The sequence below is a fragment of the Streptomyces sp. YS415 genome, assembly GCF_023544665.1.
In the GTDB taxonomy this organism is placed as follows: Bacteria; Actinomycetota; Actinomycetes; order Streptomycetales; family Streptomycetaceae; genus Streptomyces.
Genome location: NZ_JAMJFL010000032.1, coordinates 24,745 through 46,156, shown reverse-complemented (window position 1 = coordinate 46,156; position 21,412 = coordinate 24,745). Strand labels below are relative to the sequence as shown.

Below are 21,412 nucleotides of genomic sequence, written 5' to 3'. Positions count from 1 at the left end.
AGACAACCATGTCGAAACCTTGTCGCCGCTGAACCCTTCCGACCGCACCCGACTGTTTTCCGAACCTCGGGAGGGTCTGCCTCGTAGGGACGGGTGTACGCGCTGTCCGGCGCGAGGAGACACGAGGTTCGACGATGGCGAAGACAGTGGCGCGGCGACGCGTCGGGGCGCTCACCCTGGTGACGGCGGCTCTGGTACTGGGAGCGGGTTGCTCCGTGGGCGGCGATGAGGACAGCGCGCAGAAGGCGGCCTCGTCGGCACCGGCCACCGAGGCGCAGGGCAGGGCGAAGGACCCGGTCGGCCTGCTGGCCCTGGCGGCCGATCCCAAGCTGGGGCCGATCCTGACGGACGAGGCGGGCTTCACCCTCTACCGCAACAGCGAGGACACGGCGCAGCCGCCGTCCTCCTCGTGCGAGGGCAAGTGCGCCACGCTGTGGCCGCCGGTACCGGCCAAGGGCGCCTCACTGCCGCCCGGCATCGACTCGGCGCTGATGGGTTCCCTGAAGCGGGCGGACGGCGTCGAGCAGCTCACCCTGGCCGGTGTGCCCGTCTACCGGTACGCCAAGGACACCGCGCCCGGTCAGGTCAAGGGCCATGGAGTGGGCGGCATCTGGTTCGCGACCCCGCCCGAGGAGGGTTTCCCCGGCCTCGAGGACGTGCTCGAGTCGATCACGGGCGGCGCCACCGATCTGCCGACGGATCTGCCGAGCGGTCTTTCGACCGATCTGCCGGACCTGGGCTGACCTCGCGGAGGGTGGGGCGGGAGAGCGGGGCTTCCCACGCCTCCCGCCGCACCCCGTGGGACACTGCCCGGTGTCCGGCCGTCAGCAGCCGGTGAGCTGGGGTGCGCGCCACCTGTACTTGGCCGCTTGGTCCACCGCGCTGCGGGTCGTGGCGCTGGCCGTCCCGTCGTTCCAGCCCGTGACGTACGTGCCGAAGGCCTTGCTGACCAGGTTGACGGCGCAGTCGGCCGTCGGCAGGCGCCAGATCTGGCCGGCGTCCTTGACGGTGCAGCTGGAGAGGTAGAGCTGCTTGCCGTCGGTGTCGAGGCACCGGTTGGCCCCGACGTGCTTGAGCAGCCACGTCCCGGACGCGACGGAGTATCGCCGCCACGTGTCGCCGCTGCCGCAGGAGCCCTGGGCCACGGAACGCGTCGACGTGCGCACCAGGCACTTGCCGGTCTGCTGGTTCGTCAGCCGGTGCGAGCCCTTCTCCCAGGCCTGGATGAGCTCGGACTTGAGCTGGGGGGTGTCGTCCGCGGCCGGCTGGGACTCGCCGTCGGAGTCACCGCCCTGCGAGGTGTCGTCCTGGTCCGGCCGGGCCGGAGCGTCGTCGGCGGCACCGGTGTCCGCCCCGCCGTTACCGCTGCCGCCCTCGCCCGTGACGGCGAACGAGTCGGGCTCCGGCGGTCCGTTCGGCACGGTGTCGTCGCCCAGTCCCGCGCCGCTGTGTGCACCGTCCGTGCCCTCCTCGTCCGCGCCGGGCTTACCCTCCGCGCCGGGCTTACCCTTCGCGTCGGCCTCGTCGGAGGAGGGGTCGGCCACGAAGTTCCCGAGTTCGTCGCCGGTCCCATCGCCACCCGCCAGCAGGGTGTCCTGGGACGCGCCGGCGGTGGTCTGCCTGCGCTCGTCGTCTCCGGTACCGGCGAGCAGCAGGGGTACGGCGATCAGTACCACCCCCGCCAGTGCCGCCGCGGCCAGCATTGGCTTCTTGGGACGACCGTCGTCCCCTTGCCCGTCCGGGTTCCCACCGGTACCCCGGGGGGTCTGCGGGTCGCCTGCGGTCGCGGTGTCCGTGTCCCCATGCGGCGAAGCCGCGCCGGTGCGCGCCGCCGTGCCGGTACGCGCGCCACCGGCGGCTGCCGACGGCGTCCCGGCGGACGCTCCTCCCGTGACCGCCGACGGTGCCTGGGCCGACGCCGCCGCGCCGCTCTGCGAGGAGGCGGTCCGGTCCGAACCGGCTCGCGTCAGGCGGCGCCAGCCACCGCCCCGGGACGCTGTTCGCGTCGGCGGCTCCGGCTCGTTCCCCTCTTCGCCGCGCGTCGCCTCACCGGGCGCCTCCTCCCGGCCGGAGACGGCCTCTCCGTCTCCGGTGCCGGTGCGCGGCGCGGGCTCGGTGGTGCTCCGGGCGCCTCTGCGCTGGGCTTCCAGACGGCCGAGCTGTTCGTCGGGGTCCCCCGCCACCGCGGGGAGCGAGACCGCCTGGCGTACGGCGGGTCGGCGGGGGCCGGCCGGCCGTGCGGGCGGGTCGTCTCCGGAGATGGTCCGGCGGTTGTTCCTGCCGGGTTGGCGCCCTGTGGGCGTCGGTGTGCTGTCCACTCTTCCTCCGGTGTGGTCGAAGTGAGCGGGCGGGAAGGCCGCGGTCGCCCTGATCCCCCCGTCCTCTTCTCTACGCGGGCCGGGGAGTTTGGTTCACCCGCTGGCCGATCCACCTAGTGCCGGCCCACCCGCCCCTGCCGCGAGGCCGTGGACGGCGGCTGAACCGCGGTGACGGGAGGGCCGTTGTGCTCGGTGTCGGCCGGTGCCCACCCCTCCCTGTGGCGCCGGCCGTCCTCAGCGACGCCGACCGCCGCGGCGACCCGGCGCTTTCAAGATGCACGAGAAGGACGAGAAGGACGACAGTGCTGATCTACCTGCTGGCGGCCGCCGCGCTGCTGGTCTTCGTCATCGGGGTGTCGACCGATCTGCGGCGCTTCAGCAACGCCGTCTCCCTGGGTGCCTTCCTCGGCCTGCTCGGCGTGGCGCTGATCGGCGAACTCAGGACATCGCGCGGACCATTGCTGACGTACGCGGCCTCGACGCTGATCGTGCTGGCGGGTGCCGCCGTGCTGCTGCTGTGCTCCTGTCTGATCGCCAACGGTGTGCAGATGGTCCGCAAGGAGGGCAGGCGGCCGGCCAACCTCCTGTCCCTGCTGACCGGTGTCGCCGTCCTGTCGGTGGTCGGCCTGCTGTTCCTGGCGATGGTGACCGGCTCGCGTCCGCTCGCCATCGTCACCGGCATCACTGTGCTGACGACCGTGTACTTCGCCTTCCTCTTCGCCTGCTACGTCCTTTACGGCTCCTTCTACGGCGGCCTGAGGGTGCGCGCCGACCTCGACTACATCGTCGTCCTCGGCTCCGGACTGCTCGGCGGGGACCGGGTGCCGCCTCTGCTGGCGAGCAGACTGGACAAGGCCGGTGCCGTGTACAGCCGGCAGGCCGCACGCGGCAGGGCCCCGGTCGTGATCACGTCGGGCGGCCAGGGGCCCGACGAGACCGTCCCGGAGGCGCACGCCATGGCGGCGTACCTGACCGGGCGCGGCCTGCCCGAGGCTCACATCCGGCGCGAGGCGCGGTCCCGCACGACCGAGGAGAACCTGCGGTTCAGCAAGGCCATCATGGAGCAGACCGGGACCGACTACCGGTGCGTGATCGTGACCAACGACTTCCACGCCTTCCGCGCCGCCCTGCTGGCGCGTGCCACCGGGGTGAGAGGCCACGCGCTCGGTTCACCCACCGCCGCCTACTTCCGGCCCAGCGCGACGATCCGGGAGTTCGTCGCCGTCATCCTGTCCCACCGGACCGTCAACGCCGCGGCGTGCGTGCTGCTGGCGCAGCAGTGCTGGGTGACCCTCTGGTAGCGCGCGGGACGGCGAGCCGACGTGTTCTTCTTGCCGGTTCGACCGAACCCGGGGCGCCGGTCCGACGTAGGACCGGAGAAGGCCCCGCCGCGCCCAGGCGGCCCGCTTCGCCTCGGAGGACGCTCATGGATCAGGACCGGCAGCCGGCGACGGTGGCGATGGCGGCGCCCCAGCGGCCGGTCACGGCCTTGGGTCGGACCGCGGACCGGACGGTGGACCAGACCGGGGATCACCTGAGCCTGGTCCTCCACGTGGCGGCCCGGGCCCTGGCCGGCCGCTGCCGCCCCCGGCTGGAGCGGCTGGGACTCACTTTCCCGCAGTACCTGGTCATGCTGGTCCTGTGGGATCGCGGGCCGACCACGGTCGGGGAACTGGGCGCGTTCCTCCGGCTGGACTCCGGCACGCTGTCCCCGCTGCTGAAGCGGATGGAGACGTCGGGGCTGGTCGACCGCCGCCGACGGCCCGACGACGAACGACGGGTCGAGGTGTCGGCCACCGAGGCCGGAGAGGCCCTGCGGGGGCCCGCTCAGGAGGTCGAGGCGCACCTGCGCGCCGCGCTCCCGGCCTCGTCCCTCGCGTACGGCGCTCTCGTCGGCGCTCTCCGCGAACTGGCCGAGCCGGAGGGGACGCTGACCGCGGGACCTGACGTGAGACCTCCGGTGACCACCCCTGTGACAGCCCCTGCCCTGACCACGTCGTGAGTCTCGTGGGCCGGCCGCGTCGGCGGGCCGGGGTGAACCACCGGCCGCGCCTTCTCGTAGAGCCATATCGGAAGGCCGGTCGCTTCAGTCGCTGAGCACAGGGCTGGGAACACCGGTCCGGCCGGCTCTCGCCCGGCCGGCCGGGCGGCGTCCCAAGGGGGTGTGCATGGACAACCGGACCACCGCGGTGGCGGAGGCGCTGTTCGACGTGACCGAGTCGGACGGGTACCGCGAGCCGTCCCTCGCCGCCACCCGGTACGGTCTGGTCCCCGACAGCCCGACCGACCGCGGCAACGCGAGGCTCTTCGTCGCCCTGTACGCCCGGGAGTTCCGGTACGTACCGGGTCACGGCTGGTACCGCTGGGCCGGCTGCCGCTGGCGGCTCGACGAGGACGACGCCGCGCTGTGGGCCGCGGGCGAGATGGCGGAGTCCCTGGCCGAACGTGACGTCACCGGCCGGCACAGCACCGCGGCGCTCGGCCGCAACCGCCGGCGAGCGCTGTCGACGTCGGGGATGAAGGCCGTCCTGGAGCAGGCGAAATCCGCCCCGGGCATGGCGCTGAGCCCGGCCGCGCTGGACGCCGACCCCTACGCCCTGTGCACGCCCGCCGGAGTGGTGGACCTGCGCACGGGCGAGGTGGCCCGCCCGGATCCGGAGCGGCATCCGCACGCCCGCTGCACCGCCGTCGCGCCCCAGGACATGCCCACCCCGCGCTGGGACCGGTTCCTCACGGACACCTTCGGCGACGACGCCGAGGGTCTGCGCATGATCGCGTACCTGCACGAGCTGCTCGGGTACTCGATCACGGGCGACGTGGGCGCGCAGGTGATGCCGTTCCTGTACGGACAGGGCAAGAACGGCAAGAGCGTGCTGCTCGACGTCATGATGAAACTGCTCGGTGACTACGCCGACGCGGCACCGCCCGGCTTCCTCATGGCACAGCCCTTTGAGGGGCACCCCACGGACCTGGCCGAGCTGCACGGGCGGCGCATTGTCGTCTGCTCGGAACTGCGGCCAGGAGACCGCTTCGACGAGGCACGGGTGAAGCTGCTCACCGGCGGCGACCGGCTCAAGGCCCGCCGCATGCGCCAGGACTTCTTCTCCTTCCGCCCGACGCACAAGCTCTGGCTGCTCGGCAACCACCGGCCCGAGGTCGGCACGGGCGGTTTCGCCTTCTGGCGCAGGATCAGGGTCATTCCCTTCGAACGGGTGGTGGCCGACGACCGTACGGTGGAGAACCTGGCGGACGTCCTGGTGCGCGAGGAGGGGCCGGGCATTTTGCGGTGGCTCGTCGCGGGTGCGCGGCGCTACCTGAACGGCTCGCGCGACCTCGCCGGCCCGGAGAGAGTGCGGACGGCGACGGACGCCTACGCGCAGACGGAGGACCACACGGGCCGCTTCCTGGAGGAGTGCTGTCGGCTGGATCCGTCGACGAGGACCGAGCAGACCCTGCTCTACAACGCCTACCGGAGCTGGTGCCGCCCCGAAGGGGCGAGCCCGCTGTCCTCCCGGGCCTTCGCCGCCCGGGTCAGGGACGCCGCCGGCCTGGCGGGGCCGCGGGACATGATCCTTTCGAACCAGCGGAAGTTCTACCCCGGTGTCGATCTCGTCACTGCGGCGGGGGACACCGTACGAGCGCGTTGACCGAGCTCGTACGGCGAGGCTTCCCCAGCGCCCGCACGCGATGGCGGTAATCCGGTAGGACACAATGATCTACGGCACCACCGATCGGCGGTGCGTGTCCCGTGGCGATCACTGTCGGCCCGAGGCCGTGCTCGTGTTCGTGCTCCTGCGCGTTCTCGTGCGGGCAGCAGCCGGAAAGGTGCGCCACGAGGCGCAGTCCCGCATCCAGGAAGGCCGTCCCGGCCCATGCCCCGCTCCTCCGTCCGCGACGCGGCGATCCGGCATGCGCATCCCCGCGCGTTCGAGCCGGTGACGCTGTCGCTGGTCATCGTCCTGTCCGTACTCGGCTCGGTCACCGGTCTGGTGCTGATCACCACCGTGGGTGTCGCGGCCAACACCGCGGTCATCGGCGCCGTCGTGGCCATGGCGCTGGGCCGGACCAAGATGGCCGGTCTGTCGCGCCTGCGTGACCCGCAGCGGCAGAACCTGGTGCAGTCGGCGGTCTCCGGGTCCACGTTCGGTGCCGCCAACTCGCTGCTCATGCCGCTGGCCGTCCCTGTGGCGCTGGGCCGGCCCGAACTGGTCTGGACGCTGCTCGGCGGTGCCGTCGTCGGGCTGGCCGTAGACAGCTGGGTGCTCTACCGGACCTTCGACTCGGCCTTGCTGCCTGCGGACGCGCCGTGGCCGACCGGCATCGCGGCCGCCGAGACCATCGAGGCGGGCGACCAGGGAGGCCGCAAGGCCCGCATCCTGGCCCTGAGCGCTCTGGTGGGGGCGGCGGGGGCGGCGTTGAGACTTCCGCTGGGCTCGGCCGGGCTGGCCTTCCTGGGCAACGTATGGGCCCTCGGGATGTTCGCGGTGGGTCTCCTCATAGCCCAGTACGTCCCCGCGCTGTGGGACGTGGACCTCGCTGCCCGCCACGTGCCGCACGGCATCATGATCGGCGCGGGGTGCGTGGCGCTGGCACAGGCCGTCCGCCTGCTGCTGCGCTCCGGCGAGGGCACCGCGGTCCCGGACAGCACCGCCGTCACCGGCCCGCCCGGGGACTGCGAGGCCCGGCCGGTGGACGAGGACCGGTTCGATCCGCGGCGGCGCACGGTGGACGGCGCGCGACTGCGGCGCGGGCTGGTGGAGGGCGGCGTGCTGCTGATCCTGGGGGCGTCGGCCCTGGCCCTGTTCGGCGGGTTGAGCGCCGACCTCGGGGGTGTCGCGCTGGTCGGCTGGGTGTTGTTCGCCGGGGTGTCCGCGCTGGCGCACCAGCTCATCGTGGGGCTGACCGCCATGCACTCGGGATGGTTCCCCGCGTTCGCCCTCACCGTCGTCTTCATGATGGCCGGCCTGCTCGTCGGCATGCCGACGGTGCCGCTGGCCCTGCTCACGGGATACATCGCCGCCACGGGGCCGGCCTTCGCCGACATGGGCTTCGATTTGAAGAGCGGCTGGCTGCTGCGGCGCGGCGTGACACCGTGGCAGCCCTACGAACTGGCCGGGCGGCGGCAGCAGTACCTCGCCCAGTTGGTCGGCTTCGGTGTCGCGGTCGTCGTCGTGGCCGTCACCTGGCAGGGGTTCCTGTCCGAGTCGGACGTGCCGCCCATCGCCCGGGTGTACGCCGACACCATCACCGCGGGCCTCGACGGCGGGGCTGCCGTGCGGGAGATGGCGCTGTGGGCCGTGCCCGGCGCACTGCTCCAGCTCCTCGGCGGATCGTCCCGCCAGATGGGCATCCTGTTCGGCCTGGGGCTGCTCGTCGGGATGCCGAACGCCGGGTGGTTCATCCTGGCCGCGCTGGGGGTCCGGGTCGCGTGGACCCGCCGCGGCCGCCGTGCGGGCGGCGGCGCCGTGCGGGCGGCGCGGCAGGACGAACCGGCCGTGGTCGGTGCGGGCCTCGTGGCGGGCAGCTCGCTGCACGACATCGCCCGCATGCAGCAGTCGTTCTGAACCCGCCGCCCCCGCGCCCACACCGCCCGGTCGCAACCGCCGTACACCGCGCCACATTCCGCGTCGAACGCGATGACGGGAACCGTCGTAGAGGTCAGTGTGACTCACCTCCTCCCCTCCCTTCCCCGGCCCGTGGCCCGCGCCACCGGGCAGAGACAGCTGCACCTGCTGCTCGCGCTGGTGTCGCTGCTCCTGGTCCTGCTGTCCGTCAACCGGCGCAGCACGCTGACGCTCGGCCACGTGCTGCCGCACCAGGCAATGCGCTGGGTCGAACTGAACAACCTGTTGCTCGGGTTGTTCACCGTCGTCACGCACCTCGTGCTCCTCGGCCACCTGCGCGCGGTGGCCGCCCCGGCCCACCGCGACCGCGGGCGCCGCGCGGTCGGGGTCCTCTTCGTCATCGGCGTCTACCTGTACGGAGTCGGCTACGGCGACCACGAGTTCGCGAACTACCTCAACGGGCGTTTCTGCACGGCCGGACCGTCGCGGTGGTGCGACATCGTCGCCTTCCACGACGAGTCCTTCTCGCACCACGTGTTCTTCGCGGGGTTCCTGCTGCTGAACCTCGCCGTCATGGTGGCGCAGGCCGCCGCCCCGACCCGGACGGCGCTGACGCGGACGGACAACGTGCTGCTCACCGTCAACGCGCTCTTCGTGAGCGGCGCCGTCGTCGCCAACCTGGCCTTCGAACGGATCGGCGCCGACCTGTTCGTCGTCGCGGCCGTCACCGTGCTCGCCGTGGTGCTGCTGTGCCGGGCTCCCGGTCAGCCGATGCTCCGGTACTACACCGTGGCCTACGGGATGGGACTGGCGGCCACGGTGACGCTCATGGCCCTCTGACACCCCGCCCGCCCGAGCGTGAACCTGCCGGTGGTGAACCTGTCATCGCGGGCCGGCGTTCAACAGACAGAAGGTTACGTGCGCGGCCTCACTCGGCCGCATTGGGCAGAACAGAAGGCCGTTTTCGATGCACAGCAATATCACCGCGCTGGTGGCCGCGGTCGTCGCCATCGCCACCGCCATCGTGGTGACCGACCTCCTGCGCAGGAACCGGTCCGGTGGCCCTTGGTGGCTGGTCGCGGCGGGAGTCGCCCTCACCTACCCCGTGTCGGCCACCCTGCTGGACCGTGTCGACGACGCTCCGAACGGCTGGCTCCGCCTGGCCTTCCAGGTCGGTTGCGGAGTCCTGCTGGCCAGTCTGATCGGTCCCTGGTACCGGCGGCTGCGCGAGCACGAGACCCACCAGCCTGTGTCGGCCGACCGTAAGGCCCCGCCGCACGGCCCCGCATCCGGCGGCGAGCCCGTACCCCGCAAGGGGTGGCCTGATCCCGGCGCGCGGCCGGTCACGGAGCCAGCCGCAGCAGCACCTCCCCGTCGGACGTCTCGACCTCGAACGCGGTGATCTCCTGCTGTGCCAGCGAGCTGCTGCCGGCCAGTGTCAGCCGGGACCCTCCGTCGCCCGGCGGCGCATCCTGCCTTCCGGACACCGCCCAGTTGCAGATCACCTCCCGGCGGGACGACTCGCCGATCGCGACGAGCGAGCACCGGCGCGGGCCCTCCACTCCGCTCACGGTGAGCCGGACCTCCGTGCCCCAGCGCCGCGCCCGCGTCTCGATCTCCCCCTCGGCGCCCGTCCCGGCATCGCGGGCGTACAACGATCTGGCCGGCCCGGCCGCCAGTGCCTGTCGTTCGGCGGAGTTCTGGCCGGCGTGACCCGCCACCGCCGCACCACCGCCGAAGATCAGTCCTGCTGCGAAGGCGACCGCGACCGCGAGATGCGTGTGCCGCCCGCGCTGCCCCGCGTCGGCGACCGGGCCGACGGCCCCCGCCGTAGCCGACGGATCGCCGCGCAATGCCGCGATCGCTCGCTCGGGGTCGGGTGCCGGTGGTGTGCCGAGCCAGTCGTGGGGTGACACGCCGGACAACAGCCGCAGAACCCGCCGCAGCTCCGCCCGCTCCCTCCGGCAGGAGGGGCAGCCGCGCAGATGGGCGGCGTGTGCCGCGTCCCGCGGTTCGTCCCGCCCGGCCAGCATCTCGGCCGCCAGGTCGGATTTCACCTGCTCGCAATTCATGACCACTCCTGCGCTTTCCCCCGCGCCACCACCTCTGGAACGTCGTGGCCGCCCCGGTGGTTCACCCCGGCACCCCGCATCCCGGTCGAAGTGAGCAGGAAACCGGTCTGCCGTGTGAGCAGTTCGCCGGACGACGATGTGCTCGTCAGGGTGACCGACGGCAGGGGGAGCAAGTGACCGAGACCACGCAGATGCCCGGAACTGACCGGCTGGCCGCAGCCCGGGCGCACTCCCCCGGGCCCGGCGCACCCCTGTGTGTGGATGTCCTCGGTCCGCTTCGGCTGCGCCGCGCAGGCGAAGCAGATGTCATCGACCTGGGACCGCCGCAGCGCCGCGCGCTCTTGCTGCGGCTGCTGCTCGCGGACGCCTGTCCGGTGAGCGTGCGACGCCTGTGTCACGACCTCTGGGACGGTGAGCCGCCGGTCGCCGCCGCCTCCTCCGTACAGGCGCACATCAGCAGGCTGCGCTCGACGCTCAACTCGTCCGGGGCCGGCCCCGACGCCGCGGTGCTCCGGCGCGAAGCCACCGGATACGTCCTGCGGATGCCCGTGGAACACCGGGACAGCACGCTCTTCACGGCGGCCACGGACCGGGCCCGTGACCACTTCGCCGCAGGCCGCACGCGCCAGGCGCTGCGGGAGGTGGAGGCCGGCCTGGCCCTGTGGCGCGGCGAACCGTACTACGACGCCCTGGGCCGTCGCTTCGCCCAGGGCGAGGTGTACCGGATGACGGAACTTCGCTCCTTCGCGCAGGAGTTGCGGGCACGGGCCCTCTACGAGGAGGGAGACCACCTGCGGGCCGTCACCGCGGCCGAGGAGATCGTCGCCCGGGAGCCACTGCGCGAGTCGTCGTGGGTAGTCCTGCTGCACGCCCTGTACGCCTCGGGGCGGGCCGCCGAGGCGCTCGGACGCTTCGAGGCGGTACGCCGCACGCTGGCCGACGAGATCGGCGCGGACCCCGGACCGGAGCTGCGCCGGGCCTACGAGGACATCCTGCGGCACGACGTCTCCGGCACCGACGGGAGCGGAACCGCGCCGTCGGCATCCGGCTCCGGCCGACTGCGGACGGTAACCCTTCCCGCCGCCGCACCGGCGGCACCGGCGGCGAACGGAACCAGGACGGCCCACCACCCCTTCGGCGCGGCGCGGCCCACCGAAGAGCTGTCCCGGCTCCTCGACGCCGTCGCCGCCACGACCGGGACGGGCGACGGCGACGGCACCCGTTTCCTGAACGAGCTGTGCCGCCGGTCACCGAAAGCTCTCGCGCACGCCCTCATGACGGTCGCCGGGTACCCTCAGGAGCCCGGTGTAGCCGCTGCCCGCGCGGGCTCGGAGGTCTCCGAGGGCGACGGCGCCGTACGGCACGGGACGGTGACCCTGCTGCGGCCGGTGACCGGCGCGCCGCTCGCGATGGTGGTGCCGCTGCACGGGTACCGGCGGCACCGGGCCGAGGCCCAGAGCCGGATGGCCACCGGCACGGCGTCGCCCCGGCAGCTGCACGGCCAGGCCCGGCGGCGCCGGACCGGCACCGAGCGCGTCCAGCCCACCTGACGGGTGTCTCGACGCTTGACGCGCCGTGGTTCACCGTCCCCCGAAGTCCCGGCGCGGCGAACCCCCGCTCCCCGGGGAGGCGCCGGGAAGCGGGGGCGTGGGTGGGACCGGCCGTCCAGGCCGTCAGGCTCCGGCGGCGATGGCCCGCAGGACGTTGACGCGGGCCGCGCGGAACGCCGGGACGAGCGCCGCCAGCAGACCGACGAAGGCCGAGGCGACGAACACCGTCAGGATCGTCGGCCAGGGGATGTCCAGCGTCGTCAGGCCCTGCAGCGCCAGCAGTTGGTGGGCCGCGGCCCCCCAGGCCAGGCCGAGCCCGAGCCCGAGCAGCGCGCCGAACAGGGCGATGACCATGGACTCCAGGCGGATCATGCGGCGCAGTTGACCCCGGGAGACGCCGAGGGCCCGCATCAGGCCGATCTCACGGGTCCGTTCGACCACCGACAGGGCCAGGGTGTTCACCACACCCAGCACCGCCACGACGATCGCCAGCGCCAGCAGCCCGTAGACGATGTTTAGCAGTTGGCCGATCTCTTCGCGCAGGGTCTCCTTGAAGTCCGCAGTGCTCCGCACCGTGTACTGCGGGTAGGGGGCGAGGGCCTTCTCGAACGCGACGAACGCTTCCTGTTCCTCGCCGTCCACGGCCTCGGCGAACAGGGAGACGCTCAGCGGCAGGTTCTTCTCGTCGACGTACTCGCGCACCGTGGTCAGGCCCATGTAGAGCGCTTCGTTGTCGGTGTTGGACTCGTCGGTGATGATCGCGGCGAGCGTGATCTGCCCGGTCCGGCCCCCGTCGAACGCCACCTTCAGCGGGTCGCCGACCTTCAGGCCGTGCCGTTCGGCGTACGTCTCGCTGACGGCCGCCTTGCCGGGGGTGTACGCCGCGTCCAGGTCACCGGCGGCGGCCTCCGCGAGGAGGTCCTTGGTGAACGTGGGGTCGGCCCCGAAGATCACCGTGTTCGCCGGGTCGCCGGAGCCGGTGTCGACCTTGCCGCCCAGCTGCCGGTAGTCGGTGAGGTGTTCGATGTGCTCGGCGCGTTCCAGGGCGCGCTGCGCCTGCGGCACGATGGGCTGCCCGGAGTCGGGCGTGACCATCAGGTCGCCGCGCACGGACTCGTCGAGGATGGTGGCGGTCGAAGCCACCATCGACGAGCCGGCCACCGACAGACAGCCGACCAGTGCGAGCCCGATCATGAGGGCGGCGCCGGTCGCGCCGGTGCGGCGCGGATCGCGCAGCGCGTTGCGCTCGGCCATCCTTCCCACGGGCCCGAACCAGCGCAGCAGCGCGCCGCCGAAGCCACGCACGACCACCCCGGCCAGCAGGGGACCGACGACGACGAACCCGACCAGGGACAGCAGGATGCCGAGGCCGAGCAGCGCGCCCGCCCGGGCGGTCTCCTCCGTAGTGGCGGTCGCGGCCAGCGCGCCGAGGCCGACCACGGACAACACCGTGCCGGCCACCGCCCGCACGCGGCCGGTGCGGCCGTCGGCGGCCTGGGAGCCGTCGTCGCGCAGCGCCGCCATCGGGGAGATCTTCCCGGCGCGGCGGGCGGGCACGTACGCCGACACCACGGTCACCACGACGCCGAGGCCGATGCCGGCGGCCGGGGTGGTCCAGGCGACGGTGAGGTCGCCCAGGGATGTCTCGACGCCGGATGTGTTCACGAAGGTCATCAGCAGCACCGCCAGGCCGATACCGGCCACGACGCCCACGACGGAACCGGCCAGGCCCAGCAGGACGGCCTCGGTGAGCACCGAGCGGTTGACCTGGCGCCTGCTGGACCCGATCGCCCGCATCAGGCCGATCTCCCGGGTGCGCTGCGCAACCAGCATGGAGAAGGTGTTGACGATGAGGAAGGTGCCCACGAGGAACGCCACGCCGGCGAAACCGAGCATCGCGTAGGTCAGCGCGTCCAGCGAGGAGGACAGGGCGCCGCCCTCGCGGTCGGCGGCCTCGTCGGCGGTCAGCAGCTCCGGGGAGCCGGGCAGTGTGGTGGCGAGCGCCGCCTTGAGCCGGGTGTCGCTCACGCCGTCGCGGGCGGTGACGTGGACGTGCGTGAACACGCCGGACTCGCCGAGCAGGCGCTGCTGGGCGGTGGCGGGGTCGAAGCGGACGACGCCGGTGCCGGGACCGGAGGAGCGGAAGGAGGCGATGCCGGAGATCGTGGCGGTGAAGTCGCCGGGCAGCGCGACCACGGAGATCTCGTCACCGGTCTTCAGGCCGTTCTCGGCCGCGGTGTCGGCGTCGAGGACCAGTTCGGAGCCGCCGCGGGGCAACCGGCCGGAGGTGATCTCCAGTGCCCGTTCGTCGTTCTTCGTCCAGCTTCCGGCGAGGACACCGGCGTTGCCGGGGGCTGCAAGCCTTTCGTTGCCGTCGCCGACGAGCGTGACCGGGACGTCGGCGACGGCACCCTCGGCCCCGGCGGCGCCCGGGGCCTTCGCCGCGGCACCGACGGCGGCGGCAGGCAGGGTCGCGGGCCGGTCGCCGGGCGGTGCCGCGTCCTCGTCGGGCGCCACGGTGACGTGGGGCGCGGTGGACGCGAACAGCTTGTCGAAAGTGGTGTTCATCGTGTCGGTGAACACCAGCGTGCCGGAGACGAACGCGACCGACAGCACCACCGCCACGGCGGACAGCAGCATGCGGCCCTTGTGGGCGAGGACGGTGCGGACGGAGGTGCGCAGCACGGTCACGAAGTCCGCCCCCGGGAGTCGAAGGCCTTCATGCGGTCGAGTACGGCATCGGCAGTGGGCTGCTGCATCTCGTCGACGATCCTGCCGTCGGCGAGGTAGAGGACACGGTCCGCGTAGGAGGCGGCGACCGGGTCATGGGTGACCATGACGATGGTCTGGCCCAGGTCGTCCACGGAGGTGCGCAGGAAGCCGAGGACCTCCGCGCCGGCCCGCGAGTCCAGGTTGCCGGTCGGCTCGTCACCAAAGATGATCTCGGGCCGGGCGGCGAGGGCACGGGCGACGGCGACGCGCTGCTGCTGGCCCCCGGAGAGCTGGTTGGGCCGGTGCTTCAGGCGTTCGCCCAGTCCCACCGTGGCGACGACCTCGTCCAGCCAGGCCTGGTCGGGCTTGCGGCCGGCGATGTCCATGGGCAGCGTGATGTTCTCCAGCGCGTTCAGCGTGGGCAGCAGGTTGAACGCCTGGAAGATGAACCCGATCCGGTCCCGGCGCAGTTGGGTGAGCGCCTTGTCCTTGAGGCCGGTGATCTCGGTGCCGCCCAGCTCGATCGTCCCGCTGGTGACGGTGTCCAGGCCGGCCAGGCAGTGCAGCAGGGTGGACTTGCCCGAGCCGGACGGTCCCATGATCGCCGTGAACCGGCCGCGCCGTATCTCCACATCGACGTGGTCCAGTGCCAGTACCCGGGTCTCCCCGGAGCCGTACGCCTTGACGAGCTGGTGTCCTCGTGCGGCGACGGCTGAGCCCTCCTCGCTGTTCGCATGTGTCGATGTGCTGACGGCTGTGGTCACGTGAATCCCCTCGATAGGTGTCGGATGGTGAGCGAACGGGTCGCATTCGGGCACGGGCTGACCTGCGCTCCGTACCGGCATCGTTCGTGCTAACGGCCGGTGAGCGGGGCTGGTTCAAGGACAGGCAGAACGTGACCGACTTCGCGGTTGCGCCCGTGAACGGCAGGAACGACGAGTTCGCGGCGCGGTTGAACCGCAGACGCCTCTTCGCCGTTGAGCCGGGGTGCGGGGCCGCACGGCATGGTCTGGACGCCGTGGTGCGCATGCGGCCCCGCACCCTGCCCCGCTCCCCCGGTCGCCGGTTCTTCGCCGCCGGAACCGCCCCCGGAAACGTCCGGAGAACAGGTGGGTTGCGCCCGAACCGGTGGGCCGCTCCGCTCGTAGACGGAGGCGAGAAGCGTCGCCCCGCGCCGGGGGAATCCACGCCGGCCGAACCGTGTGCACGGGCAGAGACAACGAGGGGGTGCCATGTCCGCCGACACCGACGGCACGGCCGATTTCGCCGAGATGTACCGGGCCCATTACCCGGAGGTCCTGCGCTTCGTTCGCCGCCGTGCATCTCCGGGTCAGATCGAGCACGTCGTGGCGCAGACCTTCCTCACCGCGTGGCGCGGACGCGGCGAGCTGTCCCACCGACCGCGGGTCTGGCTGCTGCGCACCGCCCGCGAGGTGATGCTCGGCATGGACCGCGGCGCGGGCACGCGATCCGCGCTGCCCGTCCGGATCAGACAGTGGGTGGACCTGGCGGAGGACGACGACGGAACCGGCTGCGGCGAGGACCGCACCGCCCTGGTCCATGCCTGGCAGGGCCTCACGGAGGCCGACCAGGAGGTCCTCGCCCTGCATGTGTGGGAGAGGCTGCCGGACGCGGAGGCCGCCCAGGTGATCGGCTGCACCCGGATCGCCTACTCGCTGCGGCTCACCCTCGCCGGCCGGCGACTGGCCTCGCTGATGGCGTGAACCGGCCCCGCCGGCCCTTCCCGTGATCCCCGCCCTGCCGGACCTCCCGGCCCCCCGCCCGGCGCCCGCGTCGGCCGGACACCACCGACCCCCGACCCGAGGAGACCCACCGTGCACGACGGCCTTTTCGCCCGCCTCACCGTCATGGACCCGGCCGGCGCCCAGGACGTGGCACCCCGTGACCTGGCCCGCCGGGACGCCCTGTTGGACGACATCCTGCTGGACGACGACGGAGCCGGGCTCACCGTCCCGCTGCTCCCCGGCGGCTCGCCGAGCCGACGCCGGGAGCCGAAGGATCCTCCCGTCCCAGGAGCCCTCCCGGCCGGGAACTCCTCCGGCCGGTGAACCGGTCCGGCCGCCTCGCCGTTACTCCTCCCGGCAAGCCTCTAGCTAGCACCTGGGAGAACAGACATGCGCCTGATCGCTCGCGTCGCCGTGGCGGCGACCTCACTCCTCATGCTGGCCGGTACCGTGACCGCCGGGTCCGCGTCAGCCGCCGCGTCGGCGACCTTCACTCTCTGCAACGCTCGTGCCCAGAACGTGAACGCGCATCTGGTGCTGCGCGGCTCCTACACACGCCTGATCGCGCCCAACAGTTGCGCGTCCACCACGATCACCGCCGGTGTCCCCCAGGAGCAGGTGGTGGTCTACGCCTACTACCCCGAAAACGCCAAACTCGCCGTGGCCCACTTCTACTTCGACAGCAGAAGGTCGTTCACGAAGACCGTCTACTGAGGGAGCCGGCCGCTCCCCCGGCAGTGACGCGGCCAGTCCGACGCGGTGCCCGGCGGCGCCGACGGGAGAGTGCTCAGCGCGTCACGGAGCCGGTCGGAGACGGTTTCCCCCGACTGATCGGCCGCCGCGAGAACGGAACCGGGCACGCCATCGGGCCGGTCGGCACGCTCACCGAGCAGCACCACGGACGCGTCCGCCCCAGCGGCGGACGCGTCCAGTACGTCGAAGCGCGTCCCCGGCGGGAACAGCAGCAGTTCGTCGGCGGCCGTGCCCAGCAGCGGCCTGGTACGGCGGGCGGTGACGGACCACAGGACGCAGCCCGCTCCCGGCCGTTGCGCGGCGGCGGCCAGGGGCAATGCGGCGAGCGGTGCCGCGAAGCGCACCGTGCCGTCCTGCGCGGGTTCCACCGCCGTGCCCGGTCCGCGCACCGCCGCTCCCCGGTAGGACGGGAGCCGGCGCAGCCCGGCGGTCAGGCAGACGACGTAGGGAGCGAGCCGGCTGTCGCCGCTCTCCAGTGCCGCGTCCAGGTGAGCGGACGCGAATGGGCTGTCCTCGGGTGCCGTCAGGTACAGGTGGACCGCGAGGAGATCGCAGACGGCCTCGTCCGGCCGGGCACCGCGCAGCGCGGGCATACGCACCAGGGCACGGGTGATCACGGACGCGTGCCGGTCCCAGGCGGATCCGACGAGTTGCCGGAAGGCCGTACGGTCCTGCGCGGTCGGCGGGCCCCACACAACCGCGGGCGCGGGCCGGGCGCGGACCGCGCCACGCGCCGCCGACGAGCCTGCACCCCGGCTCTGCGGAACCCCCCCTCCGCCGCCCGGAACCTCCGGCATCTCCCCTCCGCCGTCCGGTGCCTGGCGCTCGCGTCCACCGGTCACCGCCCCCGCGTCCGCGCCGCCGGTCAGGGAGTCGGGCCCGGCAGCCAGCTCCGCACCCGCCGGACCTGGAACGGGATCCGGACCCGCAGCTACGTCCGCGTCGACACCAGCCGGTTTCCGGCTCCCAGGCCCCTCCTCGTCGCTTCCCGGGGCGCGCGGCGGGGCGGGCCGGCCCGTCCGCGCGGGACTGTCCGCCTCCGGCGGTGCCGTCACGGGACCGGGGCGGGCAGCAGCCCTCGCGGGCGGCCCGGCGGTGTCCGCGGCCGGACCGACGACCGCGCCGAGTGGCCGCGGGGCCGGCGTGCCCGAGGGCACCCGCTCGGGGGTCCGGAAACCCTCCTCGTCTCCCCCACGCGGCGGCCGTTGATCCCCCGCACGCTCCCGCCGCCCGTCCATCATGGCCGACGCCCCTGGCACCCGTACGGGCAGCACGGGCCCGGCCACCGGCCCCTGAACCACCGGCCCGGCATCACCGGCCTCGGCACGCGGCGAACGCCCCTCGTCCGCACGCTCCCCCGGTTCCCGCGCCGGCGCTCCCGGCACCTGCTCGGGCGGCGCACTTCCGGCCGCCGGACCGCGAGCGCCCTCTCCCGCCGCCGTCTCGTCGATGTCGCCGCCGGCCAACGCGGCCAACACCTCGCGGGCCACCCCTACCGGCCGGGCCACGGCGGCGACGCCGGCCCGAGCCGGTGTGGCCGCGGTGTTCCGTCCGTCGGCGGCCACAGCGGTCACGGCGGTAGCCGGCGCGTTCCGGACCGGAAGCGCGCCCGGCGGGCGGGCGACCGTCGGGCGTGCCGTTCCGGTGCCGGCACCGGCCGATGTCTGCCCCTGCATCGGCACTTGCCCCGGCAGCGGCTCCCGCGTCAGGGCTATGCCGTGGCGGACGGCCATACGGGTGGCGTCCCGCAGGGCTTCCCCGGACAGGCCGCCGACGCGCAGCTCGGCATAGCGGCGCAGCTGCGGGTGCAGGGTGTTCAGCAGCAGCTCGCAGGCACGCAGCAGCGACGGATCGGTCTCCGCGCCCCGCCAGGCCACGTCGATGACGAATCGTTCGGGGTCCACCGGCCGGTGGGCGGCGGGCACCGGCGGGGCCGAGCGCTCCTGGAGCAGGGCGCCGGAGCGGGTCAGCGCAAGCCGCCACCGGTCCGAGAGCTCGACCGTGCCGTCGCCGGCGAGCCGCCCCTCGGCCAGCGGGGACCGCAGGCGCACCCGTCGCGGCGGTTGCGGCCGTGCCGTGCCGTCCGCGGGCAGGCACCGCACCGCGCCCACGGTCGGCCGCCAGGTGGGCCGTCCGGCGGCGTCGGTCAGCGTGACCGTGTGCGGGGTGCCCGGTGCGTCGTCGGCCGAGGTCAGTGGCAGGCCCGTCAGTACCTCCACCTCCATGCCGAGGAGGTCGGCCACCTCCTGGGCGACCGGGAGCACGTCCTGGTGGGCGCCGGGGGCCAGGACGGTCGCGGCGCGTACGTCGCCGGGCAGCGCGGCGAGCGCGCCCGCCACCGCCGCGGCGGGTGCGAGGCGGCCGCGGGCGCCGCCGATCAGGATCAGCGGGCGGCGTCCGTCGGGCGGGACGGCGTAGGCGAGGTGGCCGGGGCCGGTCGGCATGTCGCCCGCGCCCCGTACCAGCACTCCGGCCGGAACTGCGTCGACGACGCAGCCGCCGTCCAGCCGGCGGGGCAGGCGCTCGTACGCCGCCTGCCAGGGCGGGGCGGGATCGCGGGGGCCGAGCACCTCCGTCTCGCCCTGCGGCCGGAAGCGGCGCCAGCCGGCGCGGCGGTCCCCCGCGCCGTAGGCGAACAGGGAGCCGTCGGGGAGGGCGGCGATCGCCCCCTGTGCGGCGATGACCCGCATCCCCCAGATGTCGGCGATCCGCTCGGCGAGCGGGGTGCGGCCACCGGTGCGTTCGGCCGCCGCGTCGGCCAGCGCCAGGCGTACTTCCTCAACCCCCTCCTCGGCGAGGGAGTCGAGGACCTCGCCGAGCGCGGGCCACAGCTCGGCGTGGCCGGCGGCGACGGCGCCGACGAGCACGGTCACGACCGAGGCGTCCCTGCGCAGCGAGCGCCACGCTCCCGCGTCCTCTCCGGGCGGATCCTCGTAGGGCGAGTGGACCAGCCGGACGCCGTCCGACACCTCCGTGCGCAGTTCGCCTCCCGCCGCGGTCCCCCGGGCGCTGGGCTCCGTCTCGCGGCGGCCGGCCAACCGGGAGACCGCCGCGCCGATCCGCTTCACCGCGTACCCGCCCGTCGTGCGCGGCGGCGGGTACGGCAGTCCGCGGACGCGCCGCGGACGACGCGGTGACGCCGTCCGGGAGACGGCTGCCGGGGCCTGCCCGGGACGCACGGCGGGTGGTTGCCCGTCCGCTCTCGTCGCAGCGGCGCCATCTTCTCCCCCTTCGAGCGACCCCGGCCGCACAGCGACGCAAGCGACCGGCCTTCCTCAGGTGTTCAACGGGAAACGTCTGGTCCTGGTTCACGTCGGCGTCCCGGCATCCGGACGCGCCTCGCGCAACCGCCCGTGATCCCTTTCGCGGGCCGGTGGGCACAACGCGGGCACCCCGGTCGCGGGCGTCGCCTCACACGGTCCCCGCCGGACCGCGCAGCGTCGCGTGCAGGCGGGTGCGGGACAGGGAGGTGCCGTCCAGCGGGTCGTCGTGCCGCAGCCGGCGCACACGTCGTTCCAGGCCGTGCGTGAGGGCCGTCGAGGTGCCGGAGAGTCCGGGGGCGGCGACGCCGGCGTGCGGGTCGGCCGTCGCGTAGGGGCCGTCGTCGGCCGGGAAGGACAGCTCCTCGACGTCCGCGGCCCACCGGTGTACCGGCAGCACCGTCGCGCGGCAGGCACGGTCGAAGGCCAGGGCCAGGTCCCGGGCGTCGTCCGTGCCGGCCGTGCCCAGGACGTCGCGCAGCACCAGCGCGTGGGCCAGCCCCATCGACGCGTCGAGGGCGAGCAGCGGGTGGCAGGACAGCGAGGCGGTGCCGATCCCGAGGACGCCCAGGGCCACCGGTTCCCCGGCCACGACGTACTCCCGGCGGGTGCTCGCCGGGACGAGGGTGGTCAGCACGTCACCGAGCGCGCCGGCGCCACCGTCGGGCAGGAGACCGGGGTGGCAGGCGAAGACCGCCCGGTGCCAGGCCGCTGTGCCGGCCAGCGGGTACAGCGCTTCGTCGTCGTCGCGCACGCACAGGACGACGGACCGCTCCCCGGCCGTCGGTGCCGTGCTCGCGATCCAGGCGCCAGGGCCCCGGCCGAGCTGCCAGGGAACCCGCCCGGTCCCGGGGGCGGGTGCGGGGAGCCGGGCCGCGTAGCAGCGGTATCCGTTGTCGCGGCAGCCCCCGCCGGGCCGGACGGCCCCCAGGTCGGCGAGCATCCCGGGCATCGGCGAGCGGCGGCCGGTGGCGTCCACCACCAGGTCGGCGAAGACGGCCTCGCCGCCCTCGGTCAGGACGCCCCGCACATGCGGGCGCCCCGGGATCCGCCCGTCGCTGAGCAGGTCCGTCACGTCGTCGCCCTCCCGGAGGGTGAGCCCGGTCACCTCTGCGGCGGCCAGGGTCAGTACCTCCCTGGCGACGGGCAGGCGCAGGACCGCCCCCGCCGCGGCCCCGCCATCGAGGGGAGTTGCGCGGGCGGTGAGTTCCGCAGCCACGGTGGGCAGTTCGGCCTGTAGCGCCGCCATCGTCTCCGGCCACAGCACACAGGTGTCGGCGACCGGGTCCCGGGCGGGGCCGCCGGTCTCCCGCACGCCAGTGGCCGCCGCGGGCCCGCGGCGGCCGATCAGGGTCACCTGATGCCCCTCCGCGGCCAAGAGCAGAGCCGCGGTGAGTCCGGTGAAGCCGGCTCCCCACACCACTACGCGCATCAGTGC

The 21,412-nt window shown here is 73.8% G+C and carries 17 protein-coding genes; 11 read left to right on the top strand and 6 right to left on the bottom strand.

Going from position 1 to position 21,412, the window contains the following annotated elements; translation table 11 throughout:
* The first annotated feature begins 134 nt into the window (after window positions 1-134).
* Window positions 135-743, top strand: coding sequence for a hypothetical protein (locus M8H82_RS30395; RefSeq protein WP_250078293.1), 609 nt, complete (start codon window positions 135-137; stop codon window positions 741-743).
* 81 nt (window positions 744-824) lie between these two features.
* Here M8H82_RS30395 and M8H82_RS30390 read toward each other — a convergent pair whose 3' ends face one another.
* Window positions 825-2,318 (bottom strand): hypothetical protein, encoded by a 1,494-nt coding sequence (locus tag M8H82_RS30390; protein ID WP_250078292.1) that lies wholly within the window; start codon window positions 2,316-2,318, stop codon window positions 825-827.
* Between the two features lie 302 nt (window positions 2,319-2,620).
* On the opposite strand from M8H82_RS30390, the gene M8H82_RS30385 reads away from it, so the two are divergent.
* The 6 genes from M8H82_RS30385 to M8H82_RS30360 all read left to right on the top strand — a co-directional run bounded on the left by M8H82_RS30385 (window position 2,621) and on the right by M8H82_RS30360 (window position 9,284).
* Window positions 2,621-3,619: a YdcF family protein gene (locus M8H82_RS30385; RefSeq protein ID WP_250078291.1), complete on the top strand. Its 999-nt coding sequence runs from the start codon at window positions 2,621-2,623 to the stop codon at window positions 3,617-3,619.
* Window positions 3,620-3,744: 125 nt separating this feature from the next.
* Window positions 3,745-4,320 (top strand): MarR family winged helix-turn-helix transcriptional regulator, encoded by a 576-nt coding sequence (locus tag M8H82_RS30380; RefSeq protein ID WP_250078290.1) that lies wholly within the window; start codon window positions 3,745-3,747, stop codon window positions 4,318-4,320.
* A gap of 166 nt (window positions 4,321-4,486) precedes the next feature.
* Window positions 4,487-5,965 carry a phage/plasmid primase, P4 family gene (locus tag M8H82_RS30375; RefSeq protein ID WP_250078289.1) on the top strand — a complete coding sequence of 493 codons (1,479 nt, stop codon included), beginning with the start codon at window positions 4,487-4,489 and terminating at the stop codon, window positions 5,963-5,965.
* A 225-nt stretch (window positions 5,966-6,190) separates the two neighbouring features.
* A complete protein-coding gene (locus tag M8H82_RS30370) occupies window positions 6,191-7,882 on the top strand; it encodes an OPT/YSL family transporter (protein ID WP_250078288.1) in 1,692 nt (563 codons plus the stop codon).
* 99 nt (window positions 7,883-7,981) lie between these two features.
* Window positions 7,982-8,722, top strand: a complete 741-nt coding sequence (locus M8H82_RS30365; RefSeq protein WP_250078287.1) for a hypothetical protein — start codon at window positions 7,982-7,984, stop codon at window positions 8,720-8,722.
* A 127-nt stretch (window positions 8,723-8,849) separates the two neighbouring features.
* Window positions 8,850-9,284 (top strand): hypothetical protein, encoded by a 435-nt coding sequence (locus tag M8H82_RS30360; protein ID WP_250078286.1) that lies wholly within the window; start codon window positions 8,850-8,852, stop codon window positions 9,282-9,284.
* On the opposite strand, the gene M8H82_RS30355 is transcribed toward M8H82_RS30360, so the two are convergent.
* Window positions 9,226-9,954: a hypothetical protein gene (locus M8H82_RS30355; RefSeq protein ID WP_250078285.1), complete on the bottom strand. Its 729-nt coding sequence runs from the start codon at window positions 9,952-9,954 to the stop codon at window positions 9,226-9,228. The two genes, M8H82_RS30360 and M8H82_RS30355, sit on opposite strands and share 59 nt — an antisense overlap.
* A gap of 173 nt (window positions 9,955-10,127) precedes the next feature.
* Between M8H82_RS30355 and M8H82_RS30350 the strand changes: the two genes are divergently transcribed.
* Window positions 10,128-11,504, top strand: coding sequence for an AfsR/SARP family transcriptional regulator (locus M8H82_RS30350; protein ID WP_250078284.1), 1,377 nt, complete (start codon window positions 10,128-10,130; stop codon window positions 11,502-11,504).
* Between the two features lie 123 nt (window positions 11,505-11,627).
* Here M8H82_RS30350 and M8H82_RS30345 read toward each other — a convergent pair whose 3' ends face one another.
* A complete protein-coding gene (locus M8H82_RS30345; protein ID WP_250078283.1) occupies window positions 11,628-14,195 on the bottom strand; it encodes an FtsX-like permease family protein in 2,568 nt (855 codons plus the stop codon).
* Complete coding sequence (locus M8H82_RS30340; protein ID WP_374211718.1) at window positions 14,192-15,061, bottom strand: ABC transporter ATP-binding protein; 870 nt, start codon at window positions 15,059-15,061, stop codon at window positions 14,192-14,194. The genes M8H82_RS30345 and M8H82_RS30340 overlap by 4 nt, the downstream gene beginning before the upstream one ends.
* Before the next feature lie 387 nt (window positions 15,062-15,448).
* On the opposite strand from M8H82_RS30340, the gene M8H82_RS30335 reads away from it, so the two are divergent.
* The 3 genes from M8H82_RS30335 (at window position 15,449) to M8H82_RS30325 (ending at window position 16,675) form a co-directional block, all read left to right on the top strand.
* A complete protein-coding gene (locus M8H82_RS30335; RefSeq protein ID WP_250078281.1) occupies window positions 15,449-15,940 on the top strand; it encodes an RNA polymerase sigma factor in 492 nt (163 codons plus the stop codon).
* Between the two features lie 111 nt (window positions 15,941-16,051).
* Entirely contained in the window at window positions 16,052-16,285 is a 234-nt protein-coding gene (locus tag M8H82_RS30330; protein ID WP_250078280.1) for a hypothetical protein, read from the top strand.
* 66 nt (window positions 16,286-16,351) lie between these two features.
* Complete coding sequence (locus tag M8H82_RS30325; protein ID WP_250078279.1) at window positions 16,352-16,675, top strand: hypothetical protein; 324 nt, start codon at window positions 16,352-16,354, stop codon at window positions 16,673-16,675.
* Here M8H82_RS30325 and M8H82_RS30320 read toward each other — a convergent pair.
* Complete coding sequence (locus M8H82_RS30320; protein ID WP_250078278.1) at window positions 16,669-19,893, bottom strand: hypothetical protein; 3,225 nt, start codon at window positions 19,891-19,893, stop codon at window positions 16,669-16,671. The genes M8H82_RS30325 and M8H82_RS30320 overlap by 7 nt on opposite strands.
* Before the next feature lie 232 nt (window positions 19,894-20,125).
* Complete coding sequence (locus M8H82_RS30315) at window positions 20,126-21,406, bottom strand: hypothetical protein (RefSeq protein ID WP_250078277.1); 1,281 nt, start codon at window positions 21,404-21,406, stop codon at window positions 20,126-20,128.
* Window positions 21,407-21,412: the final 6 nt, after the last annotated feature.

Coding starts and splice junctions, on each gene's coding strand:
- M8H82_RS30395 (WP_250078293.1), top strand. CDS start 135: ATGGCGAAGACAGTGGCGCGGCGACGCGTCGGGGCGCTCACCCTGGTG.
- M8H82_RS30380 (WP_250078290.1), top strand. CDS start 3,745: ATGGATCAGGACCGGCAGCCGGCGACGGTGGCGATGGCGGCGCCCCAG.
- M8H82_RS30375 (WP_250078289.1), top strand. CDS start 4,487: ATGGACAACCGGACCACCGCGGTGGCGGAGGCGCTGTTCGACGTGACC.
- M8H82_RS30370 (WP_250078288.1), top strand. CDS start 6,191: ATGCCCCGCTCCTCCGTCCGCGACGCGGCGATCCGGCATGCGCATCCC.
- M8H82_RS30360 (WP_250078286.1), top strand. CDS start 8,850: ATGCACAGCAATATCACCGCGCTGGTGGCCGCGGTCGTCGCCATCGCC.
- M8H82_RS30355 (WP_250078285.1), bottom strand. CDS start 9,954: ATGAATTGCGAGCAGGTGAAATCCGACCTGGCGGCCGAGATGCTGGCC.
- M8H82_RS30340 (WP_374211718.1), bottom strand. CDS start 15,061: ATGCCGGTACGGAGCGCAGGTCAGCCCGTGCCCGAATGCGACCCGTTC.
- M8H82_RS30335 (WP_250078281.1), top strand. CDS start 15,449: ATGTCCGCCGACACCGACGGCACGGCCGATTTCGCCGAGATGTACCGG.
- M8H82_RS30325 (WP_250078279.1), top strand. CDS start 16,352: ATGCGCCTGATCGCTCGCGTCGCCGTGGCGGCGACCTCACTCCTCATG.
- M8H82_RS30315 (WP_250078277.1), bottom strand. CDS start 21,406: ATGCGCGTAGTGGTGTGGGGAGCCGGCTTCACCGGACTCACCGCGGCT.